This window comes from Neisseria sp. (assembly GCF_030523955.1).
GTDB lineage: Bacteria > Pseudomonadota > Gammaproteobacteria > Burkholderiales > Neisseriaceae > Neisseria.
The window spans coordinates 23645-47784 of record NZ_JAUNHL010000019.1; the positions used below are offsets into that span (position 1 = coordinate 23645).

19 protein-coding genes and 2 tRNA genes are annotated in these 24140 nt (G+C 49.3%); 12 read left to right on the forward strand and 9 right to left on the reverse strand.

What is annotated here, in order from left to right; genetic code table 11:
- Positions 1-34: 34 nt before the first annotated feature.
- Positions 35-715: a response regulator transcription factor gene (locus Q4C79_RS05680; protein WP_303090052.1), complete on the forward strand. Its 681-nt coding sequence runs from the start codon at positions 35-37 to the stop codon at positions 713-715.
- Positions 716-733: 18 nt separating this feature from the next.
- Positions 734-2119, forward strand: coding sequence for a HAMP domain-containing sensor histidine kinase (locus Q4C79_RS05685; RefSeq protein ID WP_303090053.1), 1386 nt, complete (start codon positions 734-736; stop codon positions 2117-2119).
- 595 nt (positions 2120-2714) lie between these two features.
- On the opposite strand, the gene Q4C79_RS05690 is transcribed toward Q4C79_RS05685, so the two are convergent.
- The 5 genes from Q4C79_RS05690 to Q4C79_RS05710 all read right to left on the reverse strand — a co-directional run bounded on the left by Q4C79_RS05690 (position 2715) and on the right by Q4C79_RS05710 (position 7791).
- The gene (locus Q4C79_RS05690) at positions 2715-4133 is read right to left on the reverse strand and encodes a dihydrolipoyl dehydrogenase (RefSeq protein WP_303090054.1); all 1419 of its coding nucleotides are present in this window, start codon (positions 4131-4133) and stop codon (positions 2715-2717) included.
- Positions 4134-4484: 351 nt separating this feature from the next.
- Positions 4485-5234, reverse strand: coding sequence for a glutathione peroxidase (locus Q4C79_RS05695; RefSeq protein WP_303090055.1), 750 nt, complete (start codon positions 5232-5234; stop codon positions 4485-4487).
- A 143-nt stretch (positions 5235-5377) separates the two neighbouring features.
- Positions 5378-6220, reverse strand: a complete 843-nt coding sequence (locus Q4C79_RS05700; protein ID WP_303090056.1) for a 1-acylglycerol-3-phosphate O-acyltransferase — start codon at positions 6218-6220, stop codon at positions 5378-5380.
- Positions 6221-6243: 23 nt separating this feature from the next.
- A complete protein-coding gene (gene mutM / locus Q4C79_RS05705) occupies positions 6244-7065 on the reverse strand; it encodes a bifunctional DNA-formamidopyrimidine glycosylase/DNA-(apurinic or apyrimidinic site) lyase (RefSeq protein WP_303090057.1) in 822 nt (273 codons plus the stop codon).
- 108 nt (positions 7066-7173) lie between these two features.
- The gene (locus Q4C79_RS05710; protein WP_303090058.1) at positions 7174-7791 is read right to left on the reverse strand and encodes a CoA pyrophosphatase; all 618 of its coding nucleotides are present in this window, start codon (positions 7789-7791) and stop codon (positions 7174-7176) included.
- Between the two features lie 309 nt (positions 7792-8100).
- On the opposite strand from Q4C79_RS05710, the gene Q4C79_RS05715 reads away from it, so the two are divergent.
- The 10 genes from Q4C79_RS05715 (at position 8101) to Q4C79_RS05760 (ending at position 18680) form a co-directional block, all read left to right on the forward strand.
- Positions 8101-9951 (forward strand): heme biosynthesis protein HemY, encoded by a 1851-nt coding sequence (locus Q4C79_RS05715; protein WP_303090059.1) that lies wholly within the window; start codon positions 8101-8103, stop codon positions 9949-9951.
- Between the two features lie 84 nt (positions 9952-10035).
- Positions 10036-10635: an outer membrane lipoprotein LolB gene (locus Q4C79_RS05720; RefSeq protein ID WP_303090060.1), complete on the forward strand. Its 600-nt coding sequence runs from the start codon at positions 10036-10038 to the stop codon at positions 10633-10635.
- Positions 10632-11486 (forward strand): 4-(cytidine 5'-diphospho)-2-C-methyl-D-erythritol kinase, encoded by an 855-nt coding sequence (gene ispE / locus Q4C79_RS05725; protein WP_303090061.1) that lies wholly within the window; start codon positions 10632-10634, stop codon positions 11484-11486. Before Q4C79_RS05720 ends, ispE begins: the two co-directional genes overlap by 4 nt.
- Positions 11487-11499: 13 nt before the next feature.
- A tRNA-Gln gene (locus Q4C79_RS05730) sits at positions 11500-11576 on the forward strand.
- Positions 11577-11585: 9 nt separating this feature from the next.
- Positions 11586-11662, forward strand: a tRNA-Gln gene (locus Q4C79_RS05735).
- Positions 11663-11870: 208 nt separating this feature from the next.
- A complete protein-coding gene (locus tag Q4C79_RS05740; RefSeq protein WP_303090069.1) occupies positions 11871-12857 on the forward strand; it encodes a ribose-phosphate pyrophosphokinase in 987 nt (328 codons plus the stop codon).
- Positions 12858-12922: 65 nt separating this feature from the next.
- Positions 12923-13495 (forward strand): 50S ribosomal protein L25/general stress protein Ctc, encoded by a 573-nt coding sequence (locus Q4C79_RS05745; protein WP_303090062.1) that lies wholly within the window; start codon positions 12923-12925, stop codon positions 13493-13495.
- 467 nt (positions 13496-13962) lie between these two features.
- Complete coding sequence (locus Q4C79_RS05750) at positions 13963-15159, forward strand: TolC family protein (RefSeq protein ID WP_303090070.1); 1197 nt, start codon at positions 13963-13965, stop codon at positions 15157-15159.
- Positions 15160-15202: 43 nt separating this feature from the next.
- Positions 15203-17380, forward strand: a complete 2178-nt coding sequence (locus tag Q4C79_RS05755; protein ID WP_303090063.1) for a type I secretion system permease/ATPase — start codon at positions 15203-15205, stop codon at positions 17378-17380.
- A gap of 64 nt (positions 17381-17444) precedes the next feature.
- Positions 17445-18680: an HlyD family type I secretion periplasmic adaptor subunit gene (locus tag Q4C79_RS05760; protein WP_303090071.1), complete on the forward strand. Its 1236-nt coding sequence runs from the start codon at positions 17445-17447 to the stop codon at positions 18678-18680.
- A 123-nt stretch (positions 18681-18803) separates the two neighbouring features.
- Here Q4C79_RS05760 and Q4C79_RS05765 read toward each other — a convergent pair whose 3' ends face one another.
- The 4 genes from Q4C79_RS05765 to Q4C79_RS05780 all read right to left on the reverse strand — a co-directional run bounded on the left by Q4C79_RS05765 (position 18804) and on the right by Q4C79_RS05780 (position 23852).
- Positions 18804-19517 carry an S-methyl-5'-thioinosine phosphorylase gene (locus Q4C79_RS05765; RefSeq protein ID WP_303090064.1) on the reverse strand — a complete coding sequence of 238 codons (714 nt, stop codon included), beginning with the start codon at positions 19515-19517 and terminating at the stop codon, positions 18804-18806.
- 30 nt (positions 19518-19547) lie between these two features.
- Entirely contained in the window at positions 19548-20585 is a 1038-nt protein-coding gene (gene hemH / locus Q4C79_RS05770; protein ID WP_303090065.1) for a ferrochelatase, read from the reverse strand.
- Positions 20586-20799: 214 nt separating this feature from the next.
- Complete coding sequence (locus Q4C79_RS05775; protein ID WP_303090066.1) at positions 20800-21288, reverse strand: hypothetical protein; 489 nt, start codon at positions 21286-21288, stop codon at positions 20800-20802.
- 155 nt (positions 21289-21443) lie between these two features.
- A complete protein-coding gene (locus Q4C79_RS05780; RefSeq protein ID WP_303090067.1) occupies positions 21444-23852 on the reverse strand; it encodes a DNA translocase FtsK in 2409 nt (802 codons plus the stop codon).
- Between the last annotated feature and the right edge of the window lie 288 nt (positions 23853-24140).

Sequence of the window (24140 nt, forward strand, 5' to 3'; positions counted from 1 at the left end):
CAATATTGAATAAAGAACAAAAAAGGATAGCACAATGAGCCGTGTTTTATTGGTAGATGATGACGCGTTATTGACCGAATTGCTGACAGAATATTTAACCGCAGAAGGCTTGAATGTACACAGCGTGCCCGACGGCGAGGCAGGCGTACAGGAAATTTTGTCCGGCCAATACGATGTGGTCGTGTTGGATTCCATGATGCCGAAGATGAATGGCTTGGACGTGCTGAAAAATGTCCGCAGCCAGAGCACCATTCCAATTATCATGTTGACCGCTAAGGGCGACGATATCGATCGCATCATCGGCTTGGAAATGGGTGCCGACGATTATGTGCCTAAGCCGTGTACTCCCCGTGAATTGTTGGCACGAATCAACGCTATTTTGCGCCGTGCGCAAAATTCCGCCAATGATCAAGGCGGTGCACCCAATAGTATTTCGGTAAGCGATGTGACACTCTATCCTGCCAAGCGCCAGGCTACCATTAAAGAAGCGCCACTGGAATTGACCAGTACCGAATTTAATTTGTTGGAAGTGCTGATGCGTCATGCCGGCCAAGTAGTCAGCAAAGAGACTTTGTCTATTGAAGCTTTGGATCGCAAGCTGGCTAAGTTCGACCGTAGTATTGATGTACATATTTCCAGTATCCGTCATAAACTCGGTGATGCCTCTTTGATTCAAACAGTTCGCGGTTTGGGTTATTTATTTGTTAAAAACTGATTGAGAACAGCCATTTAAATGAAACTGTTTCAACGCATATTCGCCACGTTTTGCGCTGTGATTATCTGCGCGATATTCGTGGCGAGTTTTTCTTTTTGGGTGGTACAGAACACCTTTGCCGAAAACCATTATCGGCAGCAACGCATCATTGAAACCACGCTGCTCAATAGTATGGTGTCGGCGTTTAAGGCGCGCGGTGAGCAGGGTGCCAAAGATATTTTGCAGGAATGGCGGGATCATCCGATTTCCCGCAATGTCTTTATGATTGCCGGTGATGATGATCGCGATATTCTTGGTCGTCGATTGGATCCACGCCTGATTGAGGTGGCGCGCCAGAATGCACTCAACAATCCCAGCTCGGATATGATGCATATAGAATATGATCGTTTGGGGCAGGAATATTTGTTTTTCATTAAAGGAACGGATGATCAGAGCGATAAGCCGGTCAGCCCGTTGTTTATTCCGGGTTTGCCATTGGCCCCGGTTTGGCATGAAATTATTATCCTAAGTTTTATTTTCCTGGTCGGTTTACTACTTGCCTATATTCTCGCCAACAACATTACCAAGCCCATCCGCATTTTGGGACGGGGCATGAACCGATTGGCAGCCGGTGAATTGGAAACCCGTATTGCGCAGCAGATAGACGATAGGGACGATGAGTTATCGCAACTTGCCGGCCAGTTCGATAAAATGGCACAGCAATTGCAAAAGTTGGTAGAGAAAGAGCGTCATTTACTGCATCACGTTTCTCATGAGATGCGTTCTCCTTTGGCGCGAATGCAGGCCATTGTCGGTTTGATTCAGGCGCAACCGCAAAAGCAGGAGCAGTATCTTCAGCGCTTGGAGAACGAACTGGTAAGAATGGATACATTGGTAGGCGAATTGCTGACGCTTTCACGTTTGGAAACCGCCAATATTCCGATGGAAAAAGAAAATCTGAAATTGGTACCGTTTATCCGCCAACTGGTGGAAGATAGTCAGGCCGTAGCATTGAAAAACCGGCAAGAAGTCGTATTGAAGCTGGAAAAAGTACCTGAGGATGCTACTTTGCAGGCTAACGAGAGTTATCTTTACCGTGCTTTGGATAATGTTATCCGTAATGCGATGGCCTATAGCCCTGAGGGCAGTGTCATTAATGTGAAACTTCATCAGGATACACGTAATTGGATGATTGAGGTAATTGATAACGGCCATGGGGTGGCGGAAAACCAATTGCCGCATATTTTTACTGCCTTTTATCGTGCGGATAGTAGTGCCAATAAGCCCGGTACCGGTTTGGGGTTGGCTCTGACCAAGCATATCGTCGGTCAGCACGGTGGTAAGATTTTTGCCGAGAATATAAAACCGAACGGCTTGAAAATGTGTTTTATTTTGCCGAAAAAGGTAAAAGAGTCGAAGGTGTAAATGCCTGTCTGAAAAAAACACCGTTACTGTTTAGGTTACGGTGTTTTTTTTCAGACAGGCATTGCCTTTATGGTAAGTATAGCGGATTTAATTACTTCGATATAAGACAGCAAGCCGCAGACAGTAAAAGTAGTACGGAACTGATTCTGTACGGCTTACAAAATCGTTCTCCTCGAGCTAAGGTGCAGCAAAGCCTTCAAGAAAGTTAAGTTAATCGGCTATAGTGATCAATATATTAAATCCTTTTTCAGATAGGCATATGCCTGTCTGAAAAAGGATTTTGATAGTATGAAAAAATTTATGGGTCGAATTAAAAGAAATCCACTATGTTAACCGTCACAAAGTGATAAAAAATTGTGTATCGCTAGGGTCTGTCGACAATTAACCGGCGAAGCGGTTTTTTGAGGCAAAAACCGCGTATGCCAGGCAAAAAGCACAGCAAGGTTGAACACCTTGCGAGCATTTTAGCTTCGCAAGTCCGCTACGCTACCTAACGCCGCAGACGGGGATTTTTGACCAAAAACACCGCCGTTGCGTTAATTGTCGGCAGACCCTAGTGGTTTTTTCAATCTCGCTTATGTGGCCTTAGCAGTAGTTATTTATCCAGTTTGCCGTTCACATCACGTAGTGCGGTGCGAAGACCTTCTTCGATTACCGGGTGATAGAAGGGCATATCCAGCATTTGCGGTACAGTCATACCGGCTTGATGAGACCAAGCCAAGAGGTGGGCAAGATGTTCGGCGGCGGGGCCGACGATTTCGGCGCCGAGCAGGCGGCCGCTTTTTTTGTCGGCGTAAACACGTAATTTGCCTTTGTTAACCAGCATCACACGGCTGCGGCCTTGATTGCGGAACGATACTTCGCCTATGGCGACTTTCTTTTCGAACTCATCACCATATTGCTTGCTTAAATCGCCATAGCGATTACCGATGGCTGCGATTTGCGGGTCGCTGAATATAACGCTAATCAAACTGCGGCGCAGGCCTGGGGCAATTTCCGGATAACGGCCGGCATTGTCGCCGGCGATTTTTCCTTGGTCGCTGGCTTCGTGCAGTAACGGAATTTGGTTGGAAGCGTCACCGGCAATGAAAATATGCGGAATACTGGTTTGCATGGTCAGCGGATCGGCAACCGGAACGCCGCGGTCATCCAGCTTAATATCGAGATTTTCCAAGCCGATGTTGTCTACATTCGGTCGGCGACTGACAGCGGCCAACAGGTAGTCGGCGGTAAAAGTACCGCTTTGTTCTTTGGTTATCCAGTTGACTTCCACCTTGCCGTCATCATTCAATTTGACTTCGGTTTTATCGCGGTCGATATCTAAGTATAAGTTTATTTCTTCACTGAAAATCGCTTTGGCTTCGGCCAATACTTCAGGGTCGGAAATACCGCCGAAAGTACTGCCGCCGAAAATCTCGACTTTTACGCCCAGACGGTGCAATGCCTGGCCAAGCTCCAAGCCAATGACGCCCAAGCCGAATACCGCCACGCTTTCGGGAAGGGTATCCCATGCAAAAACATCGTCGTTGATGACCAGTTTGTCGCCCAAGGATTTCCATTTCGGCGGAACAACGGGGCTGGAACCGGTGGCAATCACAATACGCTCGGCTTCAATTTGGGTATGGTCGTCGATTTGGAGGGTGTGCTCGTTAATGAATTTGGCTCGGCCTAAAATGCGGCGTTCTGCGGGCCAAGCTTCTACGTCTTCTAAGACGAAACCTACAAAGCGGTCGCGCTCGGATTTGATCCGGTTCATCACTTCTTCGCCGTTTACCTGCACGCTGTTTTTGTCCAAATGAATGCCGAACGGATCGGTATGCAGGGCATGATGGCGTGCATCGGCCGCGGCAATCATCAGTTTGGAGGGCATACAGCCGACACGCGCGCAGGTGGTGCCGAAGTTGTGATCTTCAATGAGATAGACATTGTCGGTGTGTTGGCGGGCGTTGCGAAAAGCTCCCATGCCGGCGGTTCCGCCGCCGATTACGGCAACATCAGCTTTGATTTTTTTCATGTTTTTCCTTTCGGCACTATACGGTTGTGCAATGCCTGTCTGAAAAGTATTTTCGGTAACAGATAGTGTGAAGATTGTTAATATGGCCGCCCCGCACTTTTTGAGAAAAATACAAAAATGCGGTTTAAATACATTTGGCTCGGGCTAATGCGATTAGTCGAAACCTTTGCAAAATTTCCATTTGCGGTACATTTCTGTGTGGTGCGCTATTACGCTTTGAACGGCATACCGTATCTGGAGATTTTGCGAAGGTGCCGGGCCGCCGGTAAATTTCCATGTGACCTGTTCATTTTAAAGAAGGGCTGCCGAGAAGCAAGCCCTTGTCTTTAAATACTACTGATTTGAGGTCGGTTATTTAGCGAAGTGAGCTTCCAGCTCTTCGCTGCCACCGATATATTGGCCGCCGATGAATACTTGCGGTACGGAGGTTTTGCCGGTGATGGCGCGTACAGAAGTAGTGGTGGCATCTTTGCCCAATACGATTTCTTCGTAAGCCAAGCCGCGGTCTTGCAGCAATTGTTTGGCTTTGGCGCAGAACGGGCAACCCGGTTTGCTGAATACGGTGATGGACTGTTGGGCCTTCCAAGAAGGATCGATGTATTTCAACATGGTATCGGCATCGGAAACTTCAAACGGATCACCGTCTTTTACCGGTTCGATAAACATTTTCTCGATTTTGCCGTCTTTTACCAGCATGGAGTAACGCCAAGAGCGGTCGCCGAAACCCAGTTGGTCTTTAGAAACCAACATGCCCATGCCACGGGTGAATTCGCCGTTGCCGTCCGGTACCACAATGATGTTTTCTGCTTCTTGGTCGGCCAACCAAGCGTTCATCACGAAAGTATCGTTTACGGATACGCACAGGATGCTGTCTACGCCGTGGGCATAGAACTCTTTGGCCAATTCGTTGTAACGCGGCAGGTGGGTGGAGGAGCAAGTGGGGGTGAAGGCACCGGGCAGTGAGAATACGGCTACGGTTTTGCCTTTGAACAAATCGTCGGTGGAAACGTCGACCCAAGCATCGCCTTTGCGGGTGTGAAATACCACGTTCGGTACGTTTTGGCCGATTAGCTCTTGTTCGGTTTTGATGATAACTGACATATTGAATTCCTGAAATAAAAAATGAGAAACAAATTAATAAAAATAGTGAATCATGGTTTGGCTGTAAAAGGTGTTGCCATTATATTAAAAGCGAATACATTCGTATAATTTATTGTAAAAATAAAATTAATAAGAAATATTTATTAAACAACAGGCCTGTCTGAAACGGTGTTTATTTCAGTATCGGCAGGATAAGGTAAAGGGCTGTCGGCATAGACTTTTTCGCAAATGGCCTGTTCGGCCAAGTCTTTTAATAAAAAGCGGTCGGCTTCGGGATGGTCTTGCGGGAAAATGCGTTGGCAACGGTCGACGCGTACGCGGATTTCCGGCATCGAAATGATGCGCCAAAATGATTGCAACAGGTTGACATCGTCGAAAGTGACGCAAGTGGTGCGCTGGCCGTTTGCATCGTAATAGCGTAACGCCACAGGCTGGATGGGGGCGTTGGCATTGATGGCAGACTGGAACAGCGCGGCTTTGAAAGGCAGTACGCCGTTGCCGTCGCTGGTGCGCGCTTCGGGGAAAAAGGCCACGTTTTGGCTCTTTTTCAGCGAAGCGGCAATAGCGGCGTTGATGGGATCGATGTCTTTGCGGTTTTTGCGGTTGATAAACACCGTGCCGGCGTTGCGTGCCACCGTGCCGATCAGCGGCCAGCGCTTGATTTCCTGCATGCCGATAAAACTGCAGGGGTAAAGGGTGGCCAAGACGAAAATATCCAGCCAAGAAACATGGTTGGCCACAATCAGCATACCACGGCCGTTATCCGGCTTGGCAGGGGCGCCGGCGGCCGTTTCGTTGTGATCGAATTCAAGTTTGACATTTAGAATCTGTAAGCCTAGGGCACCGATGGCGTTGATGACACGGCCGCGTTGCACCGGGTTGTCGGGATCGATATTATGCAGGCGCCACAGCGCGGTAAACAGAAAACGCACGATGCGCAGGCTGCGCAGCAGGCGGGTGCCGAGGGAGGTTTTGGCGGAAGACATAATCACTCGTGTTGTGTTTGGGGTTATTGTTGGCAGTGCGGGCAGTAGAAAGTGCCGCGCTGGCCGATGATGCTTTTTTCAATCGGGGTGCCGCATTGCAGGCAGGGTTGCCGGTGGCGGCCATATACGCGGTATTCCTGTTGGAAGTAGCCGCTTTTACCTTCGCTGTCGACAAAGTCGCGCAAGGTGCTGCCGCCTTTTTCGATGGCGCGTTGCAATACGCTGCGTATGGTTTCGGTTAACAAGGCGATTTCCGGGGCGGTGAGGCTTGAGGCAGGGCGGTTGGGGGCAATGCCGGCCAGAAACAAACTTTCGTTGGCATAAATATTGCCGACGCCGACCACAACGGCGTTATCCATCAGCGCCGATTTAATCGGACCTTTCCGTTTGTGTAGGGCAGCGGTCAGATAACCGGCGTTAAATTCCGTATCCAGCGGTTCGGGGCCGAGTTTGGTTAATAAGGGATGGGTTTCTACCGCTCCCGGATACCACAGAAAAGCACCGAAGCGGCGCGGGTCGTGATAGCGCAGCAGGGTGCCGTCGTCGAAAAGAAGGTCGATGTGATCGTGTTTTCCCGGCGGTGTGTGCTTATCTTGGCGGAAAATCCTCAGGCTGCCCGACATGCCGAGGTGTATTAACAATATGCCTGTCTGAAAACGGATAATCAGGTATTTGGCGCGGCGGCTACAGGATAACACGTTTTGCAGTTGCAAAATGCCGTTTAAATCTTCGGGAACCGGCCAGCGCAGTTTGGTTTGGCGCACGGTGGCCGACACCACGGTTTTCCCTTGGATGTGCGGTGATATGCCACGCAGGGTGGTTTCGACTTCGGGTAGCTCCGGCATAAGGATCGTCTCGTTTGCTTGGGATGAAGATGATGGGCTAGATGCAGGCCGAATAATGAAATTCAAGTCGGTTCTGCGTTTTCAGACAGGCATTAAATATTTGTGGTTTTAAATAATAGGATGCTCTTTGATAAAAAACTGATAGCGTTCTGCTGCCGAGAATAAAATCAAACCGGTCAATCCCCAGATATCGTAAGCGCCGTAGGGGAGAACGGGGGTGTGGCGCGCTTGGTTTTGGAACAAGGTGGTGCGCGTTTGGTAATTTTTGGGATTCAAGGCAACGGTGAGGGGAACATAAAATACTTCGGCCACTTCCTGCGGGTTAATGGAGAGCGCGGGTAAGGATTCGGCCAGTGCGGGTACGGCATGCACTGCGTAGCCCGAGGGCGTGTAGCGCGGCGGCATTTCGCCGAATGTTTGCCAGACTTCCGGCGGCGTGCCGATTTCTTCGTGAGCTTCGCGCAAGGCAGTGGCGGTGAAACTGCTGTCGTGCGGGTCGCGCCGTCCGCCCGCCAGTGCAATCTGGCCGGTGTGGTGGCGCAAAGTATCGGCACGGCGGGTGAGCAGTAGTTGCCACTCATGGCGATGCCAAACCACAGCCAGTAACACCGCTGCCTGCCGGTAATCGGCTAAGGCTCGGCCGAACAGGTTGGGATGCCTGTCTGAAACCGCTGCGTTGTCGCTGCCGAGGCTTTGTAGAAAACGGGTAAGGAGGGGCTGCTGCATGGGTTTGAAAGCAAAAAACCGAAAAATCGTGATTATAAAGGATAATGAAAACGTATTCAGACAGCTTTTCTTAATCTTGCAAGTAATGCGGGCAATGCCTGTCTGAATGGTTCCAGACAGGCATTGTGTTGCCTAATGTTGGCATACGGTGAGGCCGCGCTAATTTCTTGTAAAACTATCCCCGTTAAAAAAGCTTGTGATAAAGTAACGGCCTTATCTGGTGGATGATATTGTCCGTTTTGAATTTTATTCTTGCATTAATTCTGATGCAGCCGGCTGCCAGCCGCTGTTGCCGCTAAAGGAAATGTTATGTTTTTCTGGAAGACCCGTTTTCGCCCGGTCGTATCTGCCGTATTGCTGGCGTTTTCTCTGACCGCACCTGCCGTCGCAGCAAATGTTAAAGGAGCAGAAACCGCCGCTAAGCCGGAGATTAAGGCATCCGATTACCGGGAGGTGACTAAAGAAACAGGGCGGGAACAGGAGAGACAACGCCGCCAGGATATCGTGAAACGCACCAATGAAATTTTTGTGCTGATGGGTGGTGAAATGGCCTTGCAAAAAGGTGATGCAGGCACCGCGCTGGCCACTTATATGGTGATGTTTGATCGCAGCAAAGACCCGCAAGTGGCTGAACGGGCAATGGATATGGCGATTTCACTGCATGCGTACGAGCAGGCTGAAGCGATTTATCAGAAATGGCGCGAGGCCGAGCCGGTGCCGGGTAAAGCACAGAGGCGTATGGCTTGGGCACGTAGCGTAACCTTCGGTGATGTGGACAATATCCGCAGCGGTATGCGCGATGCCATGAGCAATGCGGATGACGATCAGCGCAGCCGCTTGTTCCTGTTGCTGGCGCAAGCCGGCGTACAGCGTCCGGGGCTGGCCAAACAAATCGATAAAGTTGTCCATGCCGAAGCGAAAAAATACCCAGATATGCCGGAAGCGGTGATTACGGATGCGATTTATAGTGCCTACGCCGGTGATGAAAACGAAGCGATACAGGCCTTGAAACGCCTATCTGAACTCGACGCTTCCATTTTGCCGGCCACCGAGCTGACCTTGCGCTTAATCGGCCAGCAGCAACCTGCTATCCTCAATCGTTTTTTTGCACAAACCGATACCGATAAACTTTCGCCAATGTGGCAGCAAATTAAGCTGGAAAGCATGATACATGCCGGGAAAAACCGCGAAGCTTATGCTTTATTGCAAAAGCTCTTGGCGGAAAAACCCGATAGCGATCTTTATCTGCAAGCCGCTTTTTTGTCGATGAACCAGAAAGACGATTTGCAAACCACCCTAGGTTATTTGAATCAAGCTTATAAATACGGCACTCAGGAGCAGCAAAGCCGTGCGGCGGTAGTCGCTGCCATGCGAAATGCAGAGGCCAAGCAGTTTGCGCAGGCGCTGGAATGGGCGGATAAAATCAAATCGCCCGATTTCGTATTCGATAAAGCAGTATTGCAGGCATCTGTTAACGCGGAAGCGGGTAATTGGCGCCAAGCCTTGGAAATTGCCCGTCGCGCCCGTTCTTTGCCCGAGCAGCAAGGCCGCTTCTTTAGCGATGATGATTTGCTGCGGGTACAACTGTTTGCGATTACAAAACAAAATAATCCGCAGCAGGCTTTGCAAGAACTCAACCAGCTTTACAGCCGTACGGCCAAACAGCCGGGAAACAGTGAAAAAATAGCCGATATCCTGTATCAGCGCGCTATGGTTTATGCAGATCAATTAAACGACCCACAAAAAGCGATTGCCGATTTGCGCCGTTATCAGGAGTTGAGGCCGAATACCGCCGGCGGCATGAACGCATTGGGTTATACCTTATTGTCTTTGCCCAATCCCAATCTGGATGAATCTTTCCAATTAATCCAGGCTGCCTATCAGCAGGAGCCGGAGTCGGCCGCTATCAACGACAGCATGGGGTGGGTGTATTTCCTCAGGGGCGAAACCGAAGCCGCCGTGCCTTATCTGGAATTTGCTTTCAAAGAATATCCTGATCCGGAGGTGGCGGCGCATCTGGGAGAAGTTTATTGGAAACTAGGCCGGCAAGAAGATGCGAAACGCGTGTTTAATCAAGGGTTGAAGCAAAAAGACGGTAAACGTGCGCTGTTGTTGCAAACCATACGCCGTTTGGGCGTACCGGTGCCGGCTGCTAAGTAAACCTTGGCATGCCTGTCTGAAAATCAATTTTCAGACAGGCATGATGAGTCTATGAGCACATGAAATCACAAAGGATGTTGATTGATGAACAGCAGCAAATATAAGTTTCTTACCGTCATGAGCGCTGCCTTGATCTTGGCTGCCTGTAGTACGGTTGCGCCGCGTATGGGTGACTGGCGCGAGCAGGGGCGCGTGGAAGATTTCAATGCCGATGGCCGCATGGCGGTAAAGATGAATGATAAAGGTTCATACGCCAATTTTGATTGGACTTATCAAAACGGCGTACAAACCATCGATGTGAATACGCCTTTGGGCAGTACGGTCGGACAATTATGCCAAGACAGCCGCGGCGTGCTGGCGGTAAACAGCAACGGGGAAGTATTTGAGGCCGGTAGTGCGCAAGAATTGAGCGAGCGCTTATTGGGTTATGCCTTGCCGGTGCAATATCTCAATGTTTGGAGCCAGGGCCAGTGGGTAAAAGGCGTACCGCATCAAATCGATCCGCAAGGCCGCTTGCAACAATTCGAGTGGACCATCAGCCGTAGCCTGAAACCGGACGGCTCGCCGCGCGAGTTATTACTGGAAAGTTCGCGCCTAACGCTACGCCTGATTTTTGATACCGTGCAAAAATTACCGGCCGATGCTGCTGCGCCGCAACAATGCGTCGCAAGGGGAGGAGCATGAGGCCTGCCAGATGGCCGCCGCATGTCGCTACTTTCCCCGCACCGGCCAAGTTGAATCTCGATCTGCGCATTACCGGCCGCCGCAGCGACGGTTACCACAATCTCGAAACCGTTTTTTGCCTGATCGATTTGTACGATACCGTCGGATTGGCCGTGCGACGCGACGGACAGATTCGGTTGCATACGCCTACGCAAGGCGTGCCGCCCGAACAAGATTTGGTTTGCCGCGCAGCCGCCGCTCTGAAGCAAGCAACGGGGGTAACGGTAGGTGTAGATATTTGGTTGCACAAAAATATTCCGATGGGCGGAGGATTGGGGGGAGGCAGTTCTGATGCCGCTACCGTATTAATGGCCTTAAACCGCTTATGGGGGTGCCATATTAATCGCGAACAATTGATGCAAATCGGCTTGAAACTGGGCGCCGACGTGCCGTTTTTCATATTCGGCCGCTCTGCTTTTGCAAAAGGAGTAGGCGAACAATTGTGCGATATGGAAATACCGGAACAGTGGTATGTGGTAGTCAAGCCGGATGTTCATGTGAATACGGCTGCAATTTTTTCGCACCAAGACTTGACACGTGATTCAAAGCCCAGCATAATGCCGACTTTCCTGTCGTTGCAGCCTTTTAGGAATGATATGCAGGCGGTGGTGCTGAAGGAATTTCCGCAAGTCGCTCAAGCATTTAAGGTCTTATCTCAATATGGGCAAGCAAGGATGACAGGCTCTGGTGCATGTGTGTTTTTGACTTTTCCGGAAAAAAGTAAAGCAGAAGCAATTTGTCACCAGATAGCTGAAATTTATCAAAGTTATTGTGTGGCGGGTTTATCACAACATCCGTTACTTAATATCTAAGCAGTTTAAAAGTTGGGGATTCGCCAAGTTGGTTAAGGCACCGGATTTTGATTCCGGCATTCGTAGGTTCGAATCCTACATCCCCAGCCAACACCTTTTTGGGGATTCGCCAAGTTGGTTAAGGCACCGGATTTTGATTCCGGCATTCGTAGGTTCGAATCCTACATCCCCAGCCAATAAACAATAAAAGCGTGTGAGTTTCTTACACGCTTTTATTGCGTTTGTCTTGGTAGTTAAGTGGTCGAAAATTTATCTGTACGGTAAGTTTTTTTTGAAGAACTTAGGGTTTTTGCGTATAATTGGAAGGGTAGAAAGAACACCCTCGTGAAAGGAAGCAGTATGTTTCCTGAAGGCAAGCAAACTCTATTATCAGGTGATAACGAAATGGCAGCTTACGACAGTCTGATGGTCTTTACTGGCAATGCGAATCCGCAATTGGCGCAAAATGTCGTCAAACATTTGGATATTTCTCTTGGCAATGCATCGGTAAATAAATTTTCCGACGGTGAAGTGGCTGTTGAGTTGTTGGAAAATGTGCGCGGTAGAGATGTGTTTATTTTACAGCCGACTTGTGCGCCGACCAATGATAATCTGATGGAAGTACTGACCATGGCGGATGCCTTGAAGCGGGCTTCTGCCGGTCGTATTACCGCAGCAATTCCGTATTTCGGTTATGCACGCCAAGACCGCCGCCCGCGTTCGGTAAGGGTACCGATTTCAGCCAAGCTGGTGGCCAATATGCTTTACTCGGCAGGTATTGACCGGGTGCTGACCGTTGATTTGCATGCCGACCAAATCCAGGGTTTTTTCGATATTCCGGTGGATAATATTTATGCCACCCCGATTTTGATTCATGATATTCAGCAGCAACGTATAGAAGATTTAACAGTCGTTAGCCCCGATATCGGCGGTGTAGTGCGTGCGCGTGCCGTTGCTAAAATGCTGAATACCGATTTGGCAATTATTGATAAGCGTCGTCCTAAAGCCAATGTGGCTGAAGTAATGAATATCATCGGCGATATACAAGACCGTACCTGTTTGATTGTGGATGATATGATTGATACGGCCAATACCTTGTGCAAAGCTGCGTCTGCATTAAAAGCGCGCGGTGCCAAACGTGTATTGGCCTATGCTACTCACCCCGTCTTTTCAGGAGAAGCAGTCAATCGTATTTCAGGGTCGGATATAGACCAAGTGGTGGTAACCGATACCATACCCCTGTCTGAAGCCGGTAAAGCCTGTCCGAAAATACGACAGGTCACTATTGCGGGGTTATTGGCTGAGACTGTACGCCGCATCAGTAATGAAGAATCAGTTTCTTATCTCTTTAATGAAGAGATAGTTGCGCCGGGAGCTTTGTTCCTCCCGTAATTTGTTGCCACCCCAAGCTGGTCGCGGTGTAAGGTGGTTATTTAATCTTTTGGAGTAATGTAATTATGTCATACGAAATTCAAGCAACCGTCCGCGAAGCTCAGGGCACTGGTGCGAGCCGCCGCCTGCGTCGCGAAGGTCAAACCCCGGCAGTATTGTACGGTGATGACCAAAAAGGCACTGCTATCGCCGTTGATCACAAAACCGTATATTACGCGCTGGCCAAGGAAGACTTTCACACTGCTTTAATCAATTTGTCTGTTGGTGGAAAAGAGCACAAAGTAATAGTGCGTGATTTCCAATTCCATCCGGTTCGTCAGGAAGTTCAGCATATTGACTTTCAAATTGTTGATGAAAGCAAACCGTTGAAGCTGCGTGTACCGCTGCACATCGTTAACGCGGAAAAATCACAAGCGGTTAAACTGCAAAGTGGTCGTGTATCTTTGTTGAGCACGACGGTCGAAGTTATTGTGGATCCGAAAAATATTCCGGCTGCTCTGGAATTGAATTGTGAAAAAGTAGTTGCTGGCGATATTTTGCATCTGTCTGATGTTAGTTATCCGGAAGGTGTGTCCAGCGTTGCATTGAAGCGTAACTCTAATCTGGCTGTTGCTACTGTAACCGGTAAAAAACGCTAACTCATATCAGTGCATCAGTGCACATGAAAAACCCACTATTTGATAGTGGGTTTTTCATTACAAGATTCAGACAGGCATATTACTGCGAGAACGTATAGATGGTGTTGTGTTGTGTTTGAGGTTTGCAACAGTTCGAAGCTTCAAACTTAATCATTTCCAGTGATTTAATGCCATACAGAGTAAAATGTAACGGAATATCATCTCGGTAATACTGTTGGTTGTATGACACTTTTATCAGGTGGCTTATACCATTTGTCAGCCTATTCGTGAACAAATTCTTATAAAGTGTTATTCTGAACTGGTTTGAAAAGTTGGTGTCTAAACCCATTACTTTAATAATGAAAGGCGAGGATGCCGCTTTGGTAGACTTCATGATTCATTTATTCAATTGCGAAAATATGCAAAAGCGTTCATTTAAAAAGGCTCGTTTGTTGAAACGGAATTATTTGTTGTTAATAATTTCGTTTATGGCCATTCAGCCGGCTATGGCACGGGAATTGCAATCGATATTGCAAAAATCTTTGGTAGCCGACCCATCTTTGTTGGAAGCAAAAGCCAATATTGCTGCTGCACACAGTACTACAAAAGCCAGTAAGGCCGGCCACTATCCGGTGGTTAGCATGGTTGGTACTCAGGTTTTGATGCAGGATAACAAATATTCCAGTGATGATTTAGAAGACTCTATCGGCTTAAAGGGGTCGGTTAATCTTTATTCATGGGGCGGCATCAGTGCATCGGTAAACCGCGACAAGCAAAAAGAAGCGTATTACACCTACAAATACTACGAAACCCAAGAACAATTGGGTAGCGAAATAGGTAAACTTTATTTGGCGGCCTTGCGTGCGAAAGAGTCAATTGATGTGAATATGCGCAGCCTAGAGCGCCACAATAAGCTGGTTAAGGATTTGAGTATTGTAGCCAAATACGATACGGGTCGCCGTTCGGAGTTGATAGAAGCACAGACGCGTCAACTGCAGGTACAAACTACTATTTCGCAACTTACCCGAACCATGGAGTTATCGCTTAGCCGTTTGGCGAAATATACAGTTGAGCCTTTACGTGCTAAAGATTTGAAAGATCCTTTTAGATCCGAAACGACACGTTCGTTGGTGAATCGCTACAAAAATGAAGACAATGCCGGCAATCCCAGTTATCAGGCACAAATGGCTGAGCGGGAAAGCACTAAATATGAATTGAAAGTATCCAAAGCTGCCCGTTTGCCGGCTATTAATCTCGAAGGCTTGGCGACGACTACTTCCAAACAGCTTTATTTAAATATGAGTTGGAATCTTTTTGACCAAGCCGCACGCAATACGGTAGATAAAAATGCCCATACGGTTGAAGCAGCCAATGCCCGTCTGGATCAAATTCTGCGTGAGGTAGCAGAAAAAGCGCAAACCGCAGAAGTTGATATGGCACAAAGTGAACAGAGAACCGGTATTACTGATCAACATATTGTTTCGCAAAAAGAAGTTGTTAAAGCTTACGAGTTGCAATTCAAGGTGTCCAGAAGAACCTTAACGGATGTTTTGGGAGCTTACAATGAATTAGCAAATATCGAACAGGAAAATGTAACGGCACGCAATGATTTTCGTGATGCCGCTCTGGAATATCTGACTGCACAGGCACAGGTGGCAAATTGGGCGGGTGTGCCGCAAGAATAAATCTGAGACAGATTTGAATTATAACTATTAATGAACAGTTGCTATGAAATCCATTATTGAACATATTGCTTTGGCCACACAGATTCTCGGTGCACCGGTTTCGGAAGCCGCTTTGTCGGCTGAGGTGGTAAGAGACAAAAAGCTGAACGTTAACTTCCATTCTTTGCGGGAAGTTCTGAGAAGTCACGGTTTTGAAAATACGCTTTCCAAGCGCGGTTTGGAAGATATCCCTTCATTGGCGGTACCGGTGGTGGTTATTCTTCGTAACGAAGAAGCGGCAGTGATTACCCAGATTGAAGGCAGCGGAAGAAAGCGGACTTACCATATCCGTCAGGTAGACGGCTTGTCTCAGGAGTTGGATCATGACCAGCTCAATGACCTTTATCTTGGATATGCTTGGTTCATCAAGCCGAAAATGGTATCCGACGTACGTTCGGAATTACCGGAATACGATTTGCCTAAATCCTGGTTCTGGAAAGTTATCTGGCGTTTCAGAGGTTATTATTATCAGGTAATTTTGGCGACTTTCATCATCAACTTTTTGGCTTTAGTGAGTTCGCTGTATGTGATGAACGTTTATGACCGTGTAATTCCTAATCAAGCTTATGAAACCCTGTGGGTGCTGAGTATCGGTGTAGTGTTGGCCAACTTGTTTGAATTTGCTGCCAAAATGATACGGGGTCACTTAACTGATATTGCAGGTAAAAAAGCAGATTTGATTATTAGTTCAGCTTTGTTCCGTCGAGTGATGGCGCTACGTTTGGCAGATCGTCCTGCTTCTGCAGGTTCTTATGCTAATAACCTGCGTGAATTCGAGTCTGTGCGTGAGTTTATGACAAGTGCTAGTTTGCTGACTTTGGTAGATTTGCCTTTCTTGTTGTTGTTCATTACTGTTATTTGGATTGTAGGCGGTCAATTGGCATTAATTCCTTTGGTTATTATACCAATTGTAGTTATTGTCGGCTTCTTGGTTCAACGTCCGCTGTCACGCTATATTAACGAATCAATGAAAGAATCTTCGCAGCGCCAAGGTTTGGCAGTGGAGGCTTTGGAAGGTATTGAAACTCTGAAAACCAATAATGCAACCACTTGGGCGCAGCAGCGTTGGGATGAATATACAGCTAAAACTTCTGCGTCTGCCATTAAAGTGAAAGACACCAGTAACTTTATGGTGAATTTTGCAGTGGTAATGCAGCAGCTGAACACTGTAGGGTTGGTAATTCTAGGAACTTATCTGATTCATGCAGAAAATCCGGATAACCGTATTACCATGGGTGCCTTGATTGCTTCAGTAATTTTATCCGGTCGTGCCCTAGCTCCACTGGCTCAGGTGGCGGGATTAGCAACCCGTTTGCAACAGGCTAAGTTAGCGTTGGCTGGTGTGAATAATATTGTTGAGCGTCCTATTGAGCGTAATCCCGAGCGTAAATACATTACGCTGGATAACGTACAGGGCAATATTGGCTTTGAGAATGTGAGCTTCCAATATCAGGAAGAGGGAGCGCCTGCAGTATCTGGTTTGAACATCACCATCCGACCGGGTGAAAAAGTAGGGGTATTAGGTAGAATCGGCAGCGGTAAAAGTACCATGCTGAAATTGGCCAGTGGTTTATACGATGGATCTTCTGGTAATGTAACTTTAGATGGCGTAGACATGCGTCAGATTGATCCGAACTTCCTGCGTAATAAAGTGGTGCTGCTCAGCCAGTCTCCCCGCCTATTTTTGGGTACTTTACGCGAGAATATGGATTTAGCGCGCAGCGATGGTTTTTCAACTGATCAGGAATTATTGGCTGCATTGAAACGCTTCGGTCTGGATCGCATTATCCGCAATCATCCGCGCGGATTGGATATGCCTTTGGGTGAAGATGGTTTAGGTCTTTCCGGCGGACAGAAACAGATTATCGCCTTGGCACGCATGACCTTGCGTCAGCCACGTGTAGTGCTGTTAGACGAACCGACCACTGGGCTTGATCAGGCTACCGAACGGATGTCGCTTAATGCGTTGGCACAATGGGCGAAAGATAAAACCATGGTGGTGGTTACCCATCGTCCGCAAGTTTTGCAGATCGTAAACCGTATTATTGTGATGGATAACGGTAAGGTAGTGATGGACGGCCCGCGTGATTTGGTATTACAGAAATTGATGCAAAATGAGGAGCGTACGGGGGGAGGGGCCGTGGCTAGCCAAATTGCCGCAGAAGCTGGTGTACAAGCCTAAACGTAACCGTCGCACCATCAGGTCGATATTTAAGAATAAAACCGATTAATCTCAGGTATATATGATGAGTAGTGGAAATGATAAGCAAGAAGGCGTCAAATCAAGCGACTTGCAATTGGTCAATGATTTGAATGCTGCGTTGCAGAAAGAAAAGCATCACGGCCAGTTTTGGGTGATTGTGCTGTTTGCCGTATTTTTGGTGGTGTTTGTTATTTGGGCGTATAACAGCCCGCTGGAAGAAGTTAGCCGCGGCCAAGGTAATGTGATTCCGAGTAGCCGTGAACAGGTGATTCAAAGTTTGGATCCCGGTATCATCACGGAAATGAAGGTAAAAGAAGGTGATGTAGTCGAAAAAGGCCAAGTGTTGCTGAAACTCGACGATACCCGCAGTTCGGCAGTATTGCGAGAGAGTGAAGCCAAAGTAGCTAACTTGGAAGCAATGGTAGCGCGCTTGCGTGCCGAAGCTTACGGTACGCAGCTAACCTTCCCAAAAGGAATTAGCGAAGAGTTGGTAAAACGCGAACAGGCTGCATATGCGGCTCGCCGCCGCTCGGTAATCGAAGCGGTACGCGATTTGGCCAACAGCAAAGCATCGCTTGATCGTGAAATCAGCATTACCGCACCCATGGTGAAACAGGGTGTGGTATCAGAAGTAGAGCTGTTGCGTATGCAGCGCCAGTCTCATGACTTGGCATTGCAAATGGCCGAACGCCGTAACAAATATGCCGAAGAGGCAAATAACCAACTGGTTCAGTCCGAATCGGAACTGGCACAGGCCAAAGAAAATATGGCGATGCGAGCGGATCCGGTAGACCGTTCTTTGGTACGTGCACCGATGCGCGGTATTGTGAAAGACATCAAAATCAATACAGTCGGCGGTGTGGTGAATGCCGGTCAGGATATTATGACCATCGTACCGCTGGACGACAAACTGTTGGTAGAAGCCTATATCAACCCGCGTGATGTGGCCTTTATCCATCCTGGTCTGCCGGCGGTGGTGAAAATCAGCGCTTACGATTATGCGATATATGGCGGCCTCGATGGTAAGGTAACCTTGATTAGCCCGGATACCATGAGTAATCAAGCGCGTACCGACCAACTCAAATTGGATCCTAATCAGGTTTATTACCGTATTTTGGTACAAACCGATGGTAATAGCTTAAAAGATAAAAACGGTAAGGCGATGCCGATTATCCCGGGTATGATTGCTACGGTGGATGTAAAAACCGGAGAGAAAACCGTTTTCCAATACTTGATCAAGCCGATTACACGTATGAAACAAGCGTTACAAGAACGTTAAGTGTTTGAAATAGCTGAAGCCCCGGAGTGTTTTCCGGGGCTTTGTTTTGGGCATGATGCCTGTCTGAAATTTTAGATGTAGAAAAGGTGTGCTGTTTGTTTTCAGACAGGCATTGGCGGAAACTTACATATCTACCAATAGCTGCTGTATTTTCCGAATGGCAGAGTGGGTGTGAAGACTGCGGAAGTCGGGCGAATGCTGGTGACCGTCGTTTTGGCCGATAACGCCGCAGAGATGGGCGAAATTCATTCCCAATTCTTTAGCTAAAATAGCTTCGGGCATACCGGTCATGCCGATGATGTCGACTCCATCGTTGCGGTAGCGGCGCAGTTCGGCGCGAGTGGGCAGGCGCGGCCCTTGCAGACAGCCGTAGACGCTGTGCGCCAGAATGGGAGTATTCCGGCTGGCGGCATGATTCAGCAAAGCTTGGCGCAGAGCGTTGCTGTAAGGAGGGTCGAATTCCGTATAAACCACTTCTTTGTCTTGTCCTTCAAAGAAAGTGGAATCACGACCGTAGGTGTAATCGATCAAATCATCGGGTAGCACGAGCGCGCCTAATTCGATATCAGGGCTGATGGCGGATACGGCGGATATGGCAATAACTTCTTTTACGCCCAAGGAATGTAACGCCCAGATATTGGCACGGTAGTTGATTTCATGCGGTGCCATGGCATGGTTGAGGCCGTGGCGGGCAAGGAACACGATAAATTGGTTGCCAAGTTTGCCGGAAATAACGGGCGAGCTGGGCAAGCCGTAGGGTGTACGAACAATCTGGCGGTGGGTGATATTGAGCTCGGGCAGATGGGTGAGGCCGCTGCCGCCGATGATGGCTATCATGGGATTTCTCACTTTAGGGGATGTTGAAAGTTAAACACCGGTTAGGTTTTCCGGCTCCCAGCCGGCCAAGTTGCGGCGGCTTAAGTCGGTCAGTGCGCTTATCCAGGCGGGATGGTCGTTCAGACAGGGAATGTAGTGGAACTGTTCGCCACCGGCGGCGTGGAAATCTTCGCGTCCGGCCAAAGCGATTTCTTCCATGGTTTCCAAGCAGTCGCAGATAAAACCGGGGCAAATCACATCTAATTTACGCACGTTTTCTTTGCGGGGAAGACGTTGCAGCATATCTTGGGTAGAGGGCTCCAGCCATTTGGCGCGCCCGAATCGGCTTTGGAAAGAGACCAAATATTGTTGTTCATTCAAGCCCAGCGCGGCGGCCAGCAGGCGCGCTGTTTCGCGGCATTCCATCGGATAAGGGTCGCCTTGGTCGTGGCCGGCTTGCGGAATACCGTGGAAACTCATAAGCAATTTATCGCCTTTGCCATGTTGCGCCCAATATTGTTCGACTTGGCATTTGAGGGCGTTGATGTAGCCGGGGTCATTATAAAAACGGGTAACCGTACGCAGGCTCATCATGTTGCGCTGCTGTAGCAGTTGTTGCAATATTTTATCCAGTGCGGCGGCGGTGCTGGAAGCGGCGTATTGCGGGTAGAGCGGGATAACCAGTAGGTTGCCGACGCCTTCGGCTTTTAATGCGGCCAGCGTTTCGGCGACGGAGGGCGAGCCATAAGTCATGGCATGGCGCACGACGATGCCGGGCAGTTGTTCGGCCAGTGCGGCAGCTTGGCGCTGGGTGTATACCGCCAGCGGAGAGCCTTGTTCAAACCAAATCTTTTGGTAACCGTGGGCACTTTTTTTCGGCCGGGTAGTCAGTACCAGGCCGTGCAGTATCGGCTGCCATAAGGCTTTGGGCAGTTCGACTACCCTTGGATCGGATAAAAAATCGCGTAGGTAAGGACGTACTGCTTCGGCGGTGGCGGCGGCGGGCGTGCCGAGGTTCAGCAGCAGAACAGCGGTTTTTTGCTGTGCTGCATGGGCAAGAAGAGCGGGTTCCGGCTGATAATGCGGCATTTTTGATCCTGATTAACAAAGGGTATTGGAACGCCATTATAGTCTGTTGGAGAGTGTTATGGAATCAAACGGGTGATCGGGCAATATAGCGGATTAACTTAACTTTCGTTACGGCGTTGCTGCCTTGTATCGAAGTCATTCAATCCGCTATAGCAATGCCTGTCTGAAAAGTTTCAGACAGGCATTTTTATCATCCGGTAAACAATCAAGATGTTTAATTGCTGGCGGCGCTGGCCGGTACGGCAGGGTTGGCTACCGGGGAAACCAATTTGAAGGTGATGCTTTTGCCTTCCTGCTCTAAATCGGCGCTCTCGCCGTTGTTAACCCAGGTCTGTTTGCCATTGCTAAAGGCGGCGCCATTGGCCCAAGCGTCGGTTTGCTTGAGTACGATGGTTTTTTGGTTTTCGGTTAAACGCACCACCGGCACGCCGTCGGCATGTTCGTAAACGGCATGTACGGTTTTGCCGTTGCCTTGGTAGGTGGCTTCGTATTGGCCTTGGTGGTTATCGGCATGGATTTCGCCGGAAGCACCACCATCATCGGGCAGGATGTCGGGCGGAGGGGTGTCGGAAGCACTGGAATAGGCGGCATAGTCGCTGGCGGCTTGTACGACATCGGATGCGGCATCGGTTTGCTCTTGCGTTTTGCCGCCGCAGGCCACAAGCAGGACTACGATTGGCAGCAGCAGGATTTTGGTATTCATCAATATTCTCTCCGGAATTAAGAAGCCTCGGTTTTGATTGATTCAGCGTTTGTTATGGGCTTTATACCGTATTGCGGGAGTACAAAGCCGGATGCCTGTCTGAAAGGCGCTATTTTAATCGACCGCTAAAGCGGTCAAGAGTTCTTTATTTCGGTTTATAAATTATCTTTTTGAGCCAGAATTTTGCGGCTGCCGCTTACATCGGCTGGTGAAACCACGCCGGCTTCTTCCAGCGCCTGCATCAGATTGGCGGCGCGGTTATAGCCGATGCGCAGCTGGCGTTGCAGCGACGAAATCGAGGTTTTGCGGGTTTCCAGCACAAAGGCGACGGCTTGGTCAAAGAGTTCATCGGAGTTAGCGTTGGGATTGACCACTTGATTGGTTTCCAGCACCGCTTCGCCGGTGAGCAGGCCGTCGATGTAATTGGCAGGCGCTTGGCGTTTGATGTGGGAGACCACTTCGTGCACTTCCTGGTCGGAAACAAACGCGCCCTGCATACGGGTAGGTTCGGCACTGCCCGGTTGCAGAAACAGTAAGTCGCCGTATTTCAGCAAGTCTTCGGCGCCCATCTGGTCGAGGATGGTGCGGCTGTCGATTTTACTTTGTACGGTAAACGCCATACGGGTGGGGATATTGGCTTTAATCAGGCCGGTAATCACGTCCACGCTCGGACGCTGGGTAGCGATAATCAGGTGGATGCCGGCGGCGCGCGCTTTTTGTGCCAAACGGGCAATCTGCTGTTCAACTGATTTGCGCTCGGTCATCATCAGGTCGGCCAATTCGTCAATCACCACCACGATTAAGGGCAGCTTTTCTAAGGGTTCGGGATCGTCGGGGTTGAGGCTGAACGGATTGAGCAGCGGTTTGCCTTCGGCTTTCAATTCGTCCACTTTTTTATTGAAGCCGTCGATATTGCGCACACCGGCGTGCGACAGCAAACGGTAGCGTTTTTCCATTTCGGCCACACACCAGTTGAGCGCCTGGCCGGCTTCGCGCATATCGGTAACCACCGGACAGAGCAGGTGAGGGATACCGTCGTAAACGCTCAGCTCCAGCATTTTCGGATCGATCATGATGAAGCGCACTTCATCGGGTGCGGCTTTGAATAGAATCGACATAATCATGCCGTTTACGCCTACCGACTTGCCCGATCCGGTCATACCGGCCACCAACAAGTGCGGCATTTTCGCCAGATCGCCAACAACCGGTACACCGGAAATGTCTTTGCCCAATGCTACGGTGAGCTTGGATTTGGCATCGGTGAACACCGGCGCAGTGAGGATTTCGCGCAGCACCACCTCTTGGCGTTTTTCGTTCGGCAACTCGATGCCCATGGTATTTTTGCCGGGAATGGTTTCCACCACCCGCACCGCCTGCATCGAAAGCGAACGTGCCAAGTCTTTGGAAAGATTGACAATCTGGCTGCCTTTCACACCTTGCGCCGGTTCGATTTCGAAACGGGTAATCACCGGGCCGGCAGTGGCGCTGACCACTTGTACTTCAATGCCGAATTCGGCAAGCTTGGCTTCGATGCGTTCGGCGGTTTGTTGTAGCGTTTCCGGGTTAACCGGGCGCACTTCGCCGGTAGGTAGGCTTAATAAGTTTGCCGCCGGTTTGGCATATTCGCCTGCGGGTACAGGTTCACTGACCTTACCTTTTTCGTCAAACAGACTGGTTTGCACTGGCGGCGCCACCGATACGGGAACCGCCTTGCGGTTGCTGATGCTGTTTTCCAAGCTGGGGATCGGATCAGCGGTGATGGTTTTGGCTTCTTTGACCATGCGGCGGGTGGTTTTGGCATCCGGCATTTCCATCAGATAACCGTCTTTTCTCCGCCGTAGGCGCTGCCAGCTCCATTCCAATTTTTTACCGGTTTTTTCCAGCAGATCCAGCCAGGAAACTTGTGCCAGCAGAGAAACCGACAGCAGCAAAACCACCAATACAATCAACAGGCTGCCGGTGGTGCCCAGCAGCCAGCTGGTGCCGGCTGCCACAACGGAACCGATTTGGCCGCCGGCGCCGACAGGTAAAGAATCCGCCAATTCCTGTTTGAAGGCCAACACTTCCAACATCGGGCTGCAAATCAGCAGCACCGTTAAACCGGCGGCGGCAATGCCGAGGTTATAGGGTTTGTGTTCGGGCGTTTGCAGTGGGCGGAAGTGTTTGACCAGAAAAACCAGCGAGGCGATAACTACCCACCAAAACGATAAACCGAACAAGTAATAACCGATGTCCGCCAGATAAGCGCCGAACAGGCCGCCCATATTGTAGAGGGTATTTTGTTGCGGCACGCTGCGCGACCAGGCAGGGTCGTTCATTGAGAAGCTGGCGAGCGAAATCATCAGATAAATGGTGGCCACCAAGCCGAGCAGCCAAAGCGTATCGTTGATCAGATTGGCAATGTGCTCGGAACGTTTGTTTTTTTCTTTATTGCTGACCACGCCTTTGGGGCGTTTGGGCGGGGTGATGTCCACTTTTTTCGGCAACGGTTTTTCGGCGGCCGGGGTTTTGCCGGAAACGGTTTTTCGTGCGTGACGGTTTTTCGGAGTAGGTGTGTTGGCCATAAAATCTTTGCAACGTCGGGCGGCTGAGCAGTGTGCACCAAAAGTGCGCGACCGTTCGGCCTGTAATAGGAAAGGGAAGATTATACAGTATTTGCCGGTACGGCTGAACCGCTTGCCGGGTGTATGAAAACACTCGTGTAGCTTGGAACGGCGTTAGCCGATTGAGGGAAACCGTGCGGTGATAAAAAACGGTAAGTCAGCTTGATGAGCATGCCTGAGACTTTTATAGTGAGTTAAAATAAGAATTCCAAACTTTACTCCCCCCCTTACCAGCAGAAAAAAATGGCC